The 10,392-nt window shown below is 67.1% G+C and carries 5 protein-coding genes; 2 read left to right on the top strand and 3 right to left on the bottom strand.

The window, feature by feature from the left end; translation table 11 throughout:
- The first annotated feature begins 328 nt into the window (after positions 1 to 328).
- Entirely contained in the window at positions 329 to 2,251 is a 1,923-nt protein-coding gene (sppA, locus tag GX414_11765; protein ID NLI47772.1) for a signal peptide peptidase SppA, read from the top strand.
- An 84-nt stretch (positions 2,252 to 2,335) separates the two neighbouring features.
- Here the strand turns inward: sppA and GX414_11760 are convergent, their stop codons facing one another.
- From GX414_11760 to rnr, 3 genes are all read right to left on the bottom strand, one after another.
- Positions 2,336 to 5,476, bottom strand: coding sequence for a hypothetical protein (locus tag GX414_11760; protein ID NLI47771.1), 3,141 nt, complete (start codon positions 5,474 to 5,476; stop codon positions 2,336 to 2,338).
- 129 nt (positions 5,477 to 5,605) lie between these two features.
- Positions 5,606 to 6,361: a tetratricopeptide repeat protein gene (locus GX414_11755; protein NLI47770.1), complete on the bottom strand. Its 756-nt coding sequence runs from the start codon at positions 6,359 to 6,361 to the stop codon at positions 5,606 to 5,608.
- Positions 6,362 to 6,455: 94 nt separating this feature from the next.
- A complete protein-coding gene (rnr, locus tag GX414_11750) occupies positions 6,456 to 8,816 on the bottom strand; it encodes a ribonuclease R (GenBank protein ID NLI47769.1) in 2,361 nt (786 codons plus the stop codon).
- A gap of 144 nt (positions 8,817 to 8,960) precedes the next feature.
- On the opposite strand from rnr, the gene GX414_11745 reads away from it, so the two are divergent.
- On the top strand, positions 8,961 to 10,229 hold the full coding sequence (locus GX414_11745) for an MgtC/SapB family protein (GenBank protein NLI47768.1): 1,269 nt from the start codon (positions 8,961 to 8,963) through the stop codon (positions 10,227 to 10,229).
- Positions 10,230 to 10,392 lie beyond the last annotated feature (163 nt).

Below are 10,392 nucleotides of genomic sequence, written 5' to 3'. Positions count from 1 at the left end.
CGCGCCACCAGGCGGCCGTCGAAGGGCGAGCGCACGGCGAGCGTCCCGGCGTCGCCGTCCATCCACTGTCCGGCCAGCAGCAGCTTGTCCCGTCGCATGCGGCACCTCCCGCTTTGGCATGATGCTTCCGCATTGTACGGGATGGAGCGGGCGGATGCAACGCGGCCGCCGGTCCGGCGGCTGAAACAAATCGACCGGTTCCTGCGTACTGGATTGGCATACCACCGCCTTGTGTGACGACATGCGGCGGAGTATAGTGCCCTAAATCACAACGAACACCCCCGCCGTTCGCTACGAGCGGCGGGCGAAGTGACAGGAGGTCCCCAAGATGTCCGACGCGTACACCCCTTACAACGAAGCACCGGCGCCGGCGCCCGAACCGCGGCGCGAACCGCCGGCCCCCCGGCGCAGCCGGCTGGCCTGGCTGGGCGCCATCGGCCGCGGCATCGACCGGCTGCGGCGGTTCGTCGTGAACGCGCTGTTCGTGATCATCGTCATCGCCCTGATCGTCATCCTGCTTCAGGGCTTCGGGCCGAAGGTGCCCGACAAGGCGGCCCTGGTGATCAATCCCAAGGGCGCGGTGGTGGAGCAGATCAGCGGCGATCCGCTGGGCCGGATCACCGACCAGCTTACCGGGCAGGGCGAGCCGGAGACACTGCTCAAGGACTTGCTGGACGCCATCCAGGCCGCCAAGACCGACGACCGGATCGCGGCGCTGGTGCTGGACCTGGATGACCTGGGCAGCGTCGGCATGAGCAAGCTGCTGGACCTGAAGGCGGCCATCGTCGATTTCAAAAAGTCGGGGAAGAAGGTCATCGCCACCGGCAACGAGTACGGCCAAAACGGCTATTTCCTCGCGGCCCAGGCGGACGAGGTGTTCCTGCATCCCCAGGGCGGGATCATCCTGGAGGGCTTCGGCCGCTTCATCACCTTCTTCAAGGACGGGCTCGACAAGCTCGAGGTCGAGGTGCACGTCTTTCGGGTGGGCGAGTACAAGTCGGCAGTGGAACCGTATTTGCGCAACGACATGTCCGCCGAGTCCAAGGAGGCCAACCTGGCGTACCTAAACGACCTGTGGGCCGCCTATCTGCGCGAGACCGCCGCCGGCCGCAAACTCCAGGTGGCTGACCTGCAGGCATACATCGACAACTTCAAGGCCAACGTCGCGGCCCACCACGGCCAGTTGAGCGAACTGGCTCTCAAGGCCCGGCTGGTGGACAAGCTGGCCAACCCGGACGAGGTGCGGGCCCGCCTGATCCAGCTGGTGGGCGAGGACGAAGAGTCGCACTCCTTCAAACAGATCGCCTATACCGAGTATCTCGCGGCACGCGACGAGGATCGGAGCGGTGCCAAGGCCGCCGGCAACCTGGTGGGCGTGGTCGTGGCCAAGGGGGAGATCCTGGACGGCAGCCAGCCCGCAGGACAGATCGGCGGCGATTCCACCGCGGCCCTGATCCGCCAAGCCCGGCAGAACAAGGACGTGAAGGCGATCGTCCTGCGGGTGGATTCCCCCGGCGGCAGCGCCTTTGCCTCCGAGGTCATCCGGCGTGAGTGCGAGCTGGCCCGGAAGGCGGGCAAGCCGGTGGTCGTGTCCATGGGCAGCGTGGCCGCGTCCGGCGGGTACTGGATTGCGACGGCCTCGGACGAGATCTGGGCCAGTCCCGCCACCATCACCGGCTCCATCGGCATCTTCGGGATGTTCCCCACCGTGGACAAGCCGCTGGCCAAATACCTCGGCGTGCACGTGGACGGCGTGGGTACCACCCCGCTCGCCGGCGCGCTGCGGCCCGACCGGCCGTTCAACCCCGAGGTGGGCGAGGTGATCCAGCTGATCATCAACAAGGGTTACGACGACTTTCTCACCCGCGTGGCCGAAGCGCGCAAGATGAGCAAGGAGGCCGTGGACAAGATCGCCCGCGGCCGGGTCTGGAGCGGCGAAGACGCCCTGCAGGTCGGTCTCGTGGACAAGCTGGGCAGCCTGTCCCAGGCCATCGAATCCGCCGCGGCGCGGGCCAAGCTGGGCAAGGACTATAAAGTCCGTTATATCGAGAAGGAGCTGGATTGGAAGCAGCGCCTGGTCACCGACATGATGGCCGGCGCCGCCGTCTACCTCGCTCAGCCGGCTGATGCCGGCGTCAGCCACCTGCCGTTCCTGCGCGAGACCCGGGCGCTGGCCCGCCAAGCCATGCTCTACGCCCGCTTCAATGACCCCCGGGGCATGTACGCATACTGCCCTTACGCGGTGGAATAGTCCCACACCCGGCCAGTCGTCCGGTCGATCGCTTTCGGGCCATGGCGCCGGCTTCGGCGCCATGGCCTGTTTGTTGGCGTGGGCTCACGCGTCCGGCGCCGCGTCGGTGGCGGGAAACTCCACGCTGAAGACACTGCCGGCGCCAGGCGAACTTTCGATGCGGATGACGCCGTGCTGCAGCTCCACCAGGCGTTTGGTGATGTGCAGCCCCAGGCCGGTGGAGGACTCACCGCCGGTGGGCTGGGTGCTGAGGCGCTGGAAGCGGCCGAATATCCGGGTCAGGTCGTCGGGCGTGAGTCCCGGCCCGTTGTCCCGGATTTCAAAGCGGATCCGGTCTTGCACCGGCTCGACACGGACGCCGATCTCGCCGTCGAGGGGTGAGAACTTGACGGCGTTGCTCACCAGGTTGTCGAGGATCTCCTTCAGGCGGAGTGTGTCCCCCATCACGAAGCACTCCGCCTCGATCGCCACAGTGAACGACTGCCCCTTCCGGCGCGCCCAGTCGCGGTAGCCGTCCACCACCAGGTGGGCGAGCAGGCTCAGGTTGACAGGCTTAAGGTCGAGTTCCATTTCGCCGCTTTCGATCTGCGACGACTGCAGCAGGTCGTTGATCATGGACAGCATTTCCTGCGACGCCTGGAAGATCTTGTTCACCCGCCGCTCCAGCTCCTCCCGCTGGGGGTGCTGCTGCAGGATCATCTCCGCGTATCCGAGCACGGCCTGGAGGGGATTTTTCAGATCATGCGCGGCGATGCTCAGTAGCTCGCTCTTGAGCTCGTTGGCGCGGATGAGCTGGGTGTTGACCAGGCGCAGGTCGCGGACGCGCTCACTCACCAGCCGCTCCAGCTCCTGCTGCCGGGTGTGCAGCCGCCGGAGCCGGTAGAAGTGCGCGCCCAGAGCCGCGCCGATGACCGCCAACGCCAGCAGGATGCGGAAGAGCAGCGTCTGGTGAAAGAAGGGTTGCACCGTCAGCGCGATGCGGGCGCCGGTGCGGTTCCAGATGCCGTCGTTGTTGCAGGCGATCACCTTGAAGGTGTACTCGCCCGGCGGCAGGTTGGTGTAACTGACGGTACGCTGCCGGGTGACGGGGCTCCAGTGCTGCTCGAAGCCTTCCATCTGGTACTGGAAGCGCACTTTCTTCGGCGCCAGCAGACTCAGGGCGGTGAAGCCGATGGTGATCCGATCCGTGCCCGGCGGCAATTCGATGGGCCGGTCGGTTTTGAGGAAACGGCTGTCGGTCAGCACCTGTTCGATGACCACGTTGGGCACGATCGTATTCACTCGGCTGTAAGCCGAATCGATCATCACCGCGCCTTTGACCGAGGCCAGCCACAGCTTGCCGTTCCGACAGCAGATCGCAGCCGGCTGGGCCGGGCCGTCGCATTCCAGGCGGTTCACCCCCTCGGTGCCCTCGAAGGAGGTGGCCGTGATTCGATCCAGCCGGCCGTCGGCGAACTGATTGAACGCGTTCTTTTCGCCCTTGAAGACCCCGCGGTTTGAGATTACCCACAGGAAGCCCTGTTCGTCCTCGACGATCTGGAACGCCGAATCGGCGAGCAGGCCGTCCGTCACCGTGATCCGGCGGAACCGGCCGTCGCGGTGCCGATATAATCCGCTGCCGTTGGTGCCGATCCAGAGGTTGCCGTCGGCGTCCTCGTAGATGCACCAGACCGCCGCGTCGGTAAATCCCGCGGCCGCGCCGAACGCCTGCCACGTCTCGCCGTCCTGGCAGAGCAGTCCGCCGTTGTAGGTGCCCACCCACATCCGCCCCTGGCGGTCCTGGTGGATCGCGTAAATGAAGTTGTCGGTGAGCCCGTTGCGGGTGCTGTAGTTCCGGATCACCCGTCCGTTGCGGATCACGTCAACGCCGCCGCCGTTGGTGCCCGCCCAGATGTCGCCGCGGCGGTCCACGCAGATCGCTCGCACGATGTCGTTGGACAGTCCTGTCCGTGTGGAGATGGTGCGCCGCACGCCGTCCCGAAACTGAAAGATGCCGCCCCCGTAGGTGCCCACCCAGAGCGAGCCGTCGGCGGCTTCGGCGAACGCCCAGATCCGGTCGTCGGGCAGGCCGTCGGCGCGGTCGTACACGTCAAACCGGTTGTCGGCATAGCGGACCAGGCCGCCGCCGACGGTGCCGATCCAGACCCGTCCGGCCCGATCCTCGAAGAGTGAGCGCACCACGTCCATGGGCAGGCCGCTCTGCGAGTTGAAAATCAGATAATTGTTGTCCTTCAGGCGCATGAGCCCGTTGCGGTACGTGCCCAGCCACAGACTTCCTTCGCGGTCCTCCCAGATGGTATAAATGGAGTTGTTGAGCAGCCCGCGCTCCAGGCTGACCGCCTCGAACTCGCCGTCGCGGTACCGGTACAGCATGCCGTTGCTGGCGCCGATCCACACCAGACCCTGGTGGTCCACGCGCAGGGCGCGCACTTCGACTTCCGCGAGCCGGGGGGGCAGGGCGAGGGGTTCCGGCCGCCCGGCTGAGAAGCGGGCCAGCCCCCGGCTGGTAGCCACCCAAATTCGCCCGGCGGGATCGTGGCACAGGGCCCGAACCTGATTGCCCGGTAGCCCGTTCCGCTCGTCGAAGCGGGTTGACCGGCCGTGTTCGATGATGAACAGGCCGTCGCCGTCGGTGCCCACCCAGAGCCGGCCGTCCCGGTCATGGACAACGGCGGACACATATTCCCGATTCGGCGCCCCGGGCAGCGTCTCCGTCACGAACACCCCGTCGGCGAACCAGCAGAGGCCGTGGGTTGTGCCGAACCACATCCGGCCCGATGGATCCTCGTGGATGGTCAGGATGAAATTGCTTGTCAACCCGTGGGAAGTGTCGTAACGGATCCAGCGGCCGCCGCGCCGGCAGGCGAGACCGTCGGACGTGGCGATCCAGAGGTCGCCGGCGCGATCCTCATGGATGGCGAAGATGTTGTTGCTGCCGAGAACCGGCAGATTCCATTTGTCCAGGATGGTGAAGCGCATCCCATCGAACCGGGCGATTCCGTCGAACGTGCCCACCCAGAGGTAGCCGTCCCGCGTCTGGGTGACCGCCGTGACCGCCTTCTGCGGCAGGCCGTGCTCGGTGGTCCAGTGATCGATCACAAACTGGTTGAGCGGTTTGGCCGGATCCAGGGCGAACAGAACCGGCACGGCGGCCCAGCCCAGCACGGCCACCACCCAGCGGGCGACAACACCCGGCCAGCGTTCGGAGTGAGTTGGTGAAATCATTCACTTATGACTGTAACCGAAAACAACCGGTTTGAAAAGCCGGAAATGTGTCGGAAAACGGGGGGATGCCGCCCGGTTGGGGGCCGTCCGGCTGGCTGCCGGGTGCGGTCGGATGGCGACGACCGACCCTTACAGCTTGAGCTTGCCGCGACTCTCCAGGTCCTGGACGAACTGGGGCGGAAGCTGGAACCCCAGATCTCTGGCGGTGCGTGCCTCGGCGGCCGATTGGTCGTACCGTCCCTTGACCAGGTACACCACGGCCAGGTTGAAGTGGAGGGGCGCCAGCGCGGGATCCCGCCGAATGCCGGCCGTGAACTCCTGCTCCGCCAGGTCGTGCTTGCCCAGGCGCATGTACGCGCCGCCCAGGTAGAGATAAAACAGGGCGGGGATATCCACCTCCTGGTGCTCCTTGACGATGTCGCGCTGGTCCTCGGTCATTTGGTTGCGGGACTCGATGACGGCGTTCTTGGCGAAGCCGCCGCTGCCGGAAGTGGAATTCCGGGCGGTCTGGCTGTTCTGGGCGCGCTGCCGCTCCTCGTTTTGAACGCGATTTAAATCCTTGAGCTTCTGGTCGTGCAGGGCGTGGTAGGTGTCGCGGGCCTTGAGGTAGAATTCCAACGCCTGGGCGGGGTTCTGGCGGGCCATGGCGATCTTGCCCAGCTCCACATAGGCGCCGGGGACCAGCGGATAGGTCTTGAGCGATTGCTGGAAGAGCTGTTCCGCTCCGGCCAGGTCGCCCTTCTGGGCGGCCTGAACACCCTTGTCGAACAGTGCGGACGCCTTCTTGACCGTGTTGGGATCGGTCTTGACTGCCTCCTCCTCCTGAGCCGCCAGCGGGGCGATCAGGAGCGCCAGGGCGATCCAACCGACGATGATGCGATGCATGTGCGGCCTCCCACGGAGTCTCAGTGGTTTTATTATACGCTGGCCGGACGGTCCAGGTTACAGCGGATCGCGGCGGCGGTTGCGCGCCGTCCGTTCAGCGCGAGCGCCGGCCCTGGCGGCGGGAGCCGCCGTCCCGCCGGCGGCTGGGCGGCTTGACCCGGTGCGTCTTGACCCGCGGCCGGACGCTCTTCGCCTCCGCCCGGCGGGCGGTGCTCCGGCCCTTGACCGACGTCGGTCCGGCGGCGCTGCGACTGCGCCGGCGCGCCTCGGACCGCGGCGCGTCCGCTGCGACCCCGCCGCCGCCGACCACCGAAAAGTCCGTCTGGCACCGGACCATGTCCACACGGTCCACCCGCACCGTCACCGGCGTGCCCAGAGCGAACACCCGGCCGCCCCGCTCGCCGTAGAACAGGTGCCGCCGTTCGTCGAAAACGTAGTAATCGTCCATGAGACTGGACAGGGGGACGAAGCCTTCGATGAAGAACCGCGTCAACTGCACATTCAGGCCCGACGGTCGGAGGCCGGAGACGAATCCCTCGAACTCACCGCCCACGTGTTGCTGCATGAACTCGGCCTTCTTCCAGGCCAGCACCTCCCGCTCGGCTTCCACCGCCTCGCGCTCCCGCTCCGAGGCGCGCACCGCGATCTCGTGGAGCGCGGCGGTGTCATAGCCAGGCGGCGTGGGGCTGTCGGGATGGGCCAGCGCGTGACGCAGCAGCCGGTGAACGATCAGGTCGGGGTAGCGGCGGATGGGCGAGGTGAAGTGGGTGTAGTCGTCGGCGGCCAGCCCGAAGTGGCCGCTGTTGCGCTCCGAGTACACGGCCAGCTTGAACGTCCGCAGCATGACGTAGGCGAGGTACTGGCCCACCGGCGAATCCTCGAACCGATCCGCCAGCGCCTGGAAGTCGCGCGGCGTGAACGCCTCCGCATTCGGATCGAAGGCGTAGCCGAAGCAGGCGGCGGTCTCGGCCAGCTCCTGCACTTTCATGGCGTCGGGCGGTTCGTGGATCCGGTAGATGAAGGGCAGTTCCCGGGACTGGAAGTACGCAGCCACGGCCTCGTTGGCCGCGAGCATGAACTCCTCGATGAGCCGGTGGGCAAAGGTGCGCTCCGCCTTGAAGATCCCGATCACAGCGCCCGCCGGGTCGCAACGGACCTCCTCTTCGGGCAGGTCGAAGTCGATGGCGCCGCGCTGCCGCCGCCGCGCGTTGAGCAACCGGGCCAGCTCAGCCATGCCGTCGCACTCGGCGGCCAACTTGGGGTGCTGCGCCCGCGCCGACGGGTCGCCGTCGAGGATGGCGGCGACCTGGGTGTAGGTCAGCCGGGCCCGGGAGCGGATCACCGAGGGCACGAATCGGGCGGCGGTGGTCCGACCGGTGCGGCCGTCGATGGTGAGCTCCGCCGTGAACGTCAAGCGGTCCTGGTCGGGCAGGAGGGAGCAGATGTCGCTGGAGAGGTCCTCGGGAAGCATGGGGACGGCCCGGTCGGGGAAATAGACCGAGGTGCCGCGGCGCAGCGCGTCGCGGTCCACGGCGCCGTCAGGAGGCACGTAGTGGGAGACATCGGCGATGTGCACCCAGAGGGTGTAATGGCCATCGGGGCACCGCACGGCGTTGACGGCGTCGTCGAAGTCGAAGGCGGTTTCGCCGTCGATGGTGACGGCCGGGAGGTGGCGCAGGTCCGCGCGGTCGGCGAGTTCCACGGCGGTGATCGCCTTCGGTGCGCGCCGCGCTTCGGCCAGGGCCTCGGGCGGGAACTCGGTGGGGATGTCGTGCTGGCTCAGGGCGATCTTGTACGGCAGCTCCGGGTCGTCGGGCTTGCCCACCAGCGCCACGATCCGGCCTTCGGGCCGTGTGCGGGTGGACGGTTCCGTGGTCAGGGACACCGAAACAATGTCACCGTCGGCCAGCTCGAACGCATCGGTGTTCACGGGGTGCACGGTATAGTGAAACCGCGGGTCGAGCGGGATCACCACCGGCTTTTTCAGGAACAGGATCCGGCCGATGATCCGCGGCGTCCCCCGTTCCAGGACGCGGACGACCCGCCCCTCGAGCCGGGGGCCGGACCGGCCGGGGCGGGGCGGCTCCGGCGCGGCGCCCGGGCGGGCGTCGAGGAGCTGGACCGCCACCCGGTCGCCGTGGGTGGCGTCGCCGAGATCGGCGGCGCGGACGTACACGTCGCCGCCGGGGTGGCAGTCGGGATCGGCGATGACGAAGCCGAACCCGCTCCGGTGGCACTGCAGCTTGCCCGTGACCAGGCGGGCCCGGCCGCGGACGGCGTAGTAGTTCCGCTTGACGCGGATCAGCACGCCGTCGGCCTCGAGCTCGCGCACGGCCGCGCGGAACGCCTGGCGGTCCTCCGCGCCGGCGTCGAGCCGCTCGGCCAGCTCCTGCCTGGACACGTGCTCCCGGTGGAGCTGGTCGAGAATCCTCAGCAGATCGTCTTTCATGGACATGGCGGGCGGGCCTCGTCGGGGGAGATCGGGCGGGGGCTTGGTAGCCCGCACCAGTATAGCGGCGGACGCTGCAAAATCCAAGGAGGATGATATAATCGACCCGATTCATCCCGTGATCGATCGCCGGCAGAGAGGCAAGCGCCCATGATGCAGTGGATCCTGGCCAACGTGCCGCCCGAAGGCATCGGCCTGATGGTCACCCTGTTCCTGTCGCTGATGATCGGCTTCCAGCTGGAGGAGCGCCGGGAGACCAAGCCCACATTCTTCTTCGGCGGCGTCCGGACCTATCCCCTCATCGCCATCAGCGGCTTCCTCCTCACCGTGGTGGCGCCGGGCGACTACATCCCGTTCACCGCCGGGCTGCTGGTGCTGGGGACGCTGCTGGCGATCCTCTACTGGTCCAAGGTGGAGCGCGACCTGCCCGGCTTCACCACCGAGTTTTCGGCCTTGGCCACCTACACCCTGGGGGCGGTGGTCGCGTCGGGTGAGTACTGGCTGGCGCTGGCGGCGACGGTGGTGGTGGTGCTCCTCGTCCACATGAAGCACGTGCTGGAGAACCTGGCCCAGCGGATCTCGGCCCACGAGGTGGCCACCTTCGCCAAGTTCCTCATCATCACCGCGGTGATCCTGCCGGTGGTGCCCAACCGCGAGTACACGCCGTTCGCCATCAATCCGTACAAGGCGTGGCTGGTGGTGATCGCGGTGAGCGGCATCTCCTACGCCAGCTACCTGCTGCAGCGCCGGTTCCACGACCGCGGCGGCCTGTTCCTCGCCTCGCTGCTGGGCGGGATCTACTCGAGCACGGCCACGACTGTGGTCCTGGCGAAGCAGGCCAAGGACAAGCCGGAGCCGGCCGCTTACGCCGGCGGAATCGTGATGGCGTCGGGGATCATGTACCTGCGGATCCTGGCACTGCTGTTCCTGTTCGGCCGGCCGCTGTTCGACCGGCTGGCGGTGCTCTTCCTGGCGCTGGGCCTGCTGGCGCTCGGCGGCGGCGGCTGGTGGATGTGGCGGTGCCTTCGCCGGCAGGAGCGGAACAACGGGGCCGACTACAAGCCCGGCCGCAACCCGCTGGAGCTGGGAACCGCCTTCCTGTTCGCGGCGATCTTCGTGGCCATGCTGGTGGCCACCCGGTTCGCCTTCCAGCAGTTCGGGCAGACAGGCGTCTTCGGACTGGCGCTGATCCTGGGCCTCGTGGACGTGGACCCGTTCATTCTGGGCTTGGCCCAGTCCCTGGCCGACGCCAGCTTCGTCGCCACGGCCGCGGCGGCGGTGGTGGTGGCCACGGCGAGCAACAACTTCGCCAAGGCCGGTTACGCCTTCGCCTTCGGCGGCGTGCGCCTGGGGCGCGCCGCCTTGGCCATGCTGGTGATCCTGTCGGTGCTCAGTGTGGCGTCACTGCTGGTCATATAGCGGACATCGAACATCGGCAGTTTTCACCACAAAGATACTCCGTTAGAAGTCAAAAAGATTTTTCAGCATGATGAAAAATCGGGCGCATGATCTCCTTGGCACGAGGGCGTTCGGATTGGTATGATCAGCGCGGAAGGCGGCCGCTCGAACTCCGGTCTCTTTT

The organism is Acidobacteriota bacterium (genome assembly GCA_012517875.1).
GTDB lineage: Bacteria > Acidobacteriota > JAAYUB01 > JAAYUB01 > JAAYUB01 > JAAYUB01.
Note: the sequence above shows the minus strand (reverse complement) of the source record. Positions and strands in the feature narration are given on the sequence as shown.

Bases quoted from the DNA above. Each gene is read 5' to 3' on its own strand.
- sppA (NLI47772.1), top strand. From the start codon at position 329: ATGTCCGACGCGTACACCCCTTACAACGAAGCACCGGCGCCGGCGCCC.
- GX414_11760 (NLI47771.1), bottom strand. From the start codon at position 5,476: ATGATTTCACCAACTCACTCCGAACGCTGGCCGGGTGTTGTCGCCCGC.
- GX414_11755 (NLI47770.1), bottom strand. From the start codon at position 6,361: ATGCATCGCATCATCGTCGGTTGGATCGCCCTGGCGCTCCTGATCGCC.
- rnr (NLI47769.1), bottom strand. From the start codon at position 8,816: ATGTCCATGAAAGACGATCTGCTGAGGATTCTCGACCAGCTCCACCGG.
- GX414_11745 (NLI47768.1), top strand. From the start codon at position 8,961: ATGATGCAGTGGATCCTGGCCAACGTGCCGCCCGAAGGCATCGGCCTG.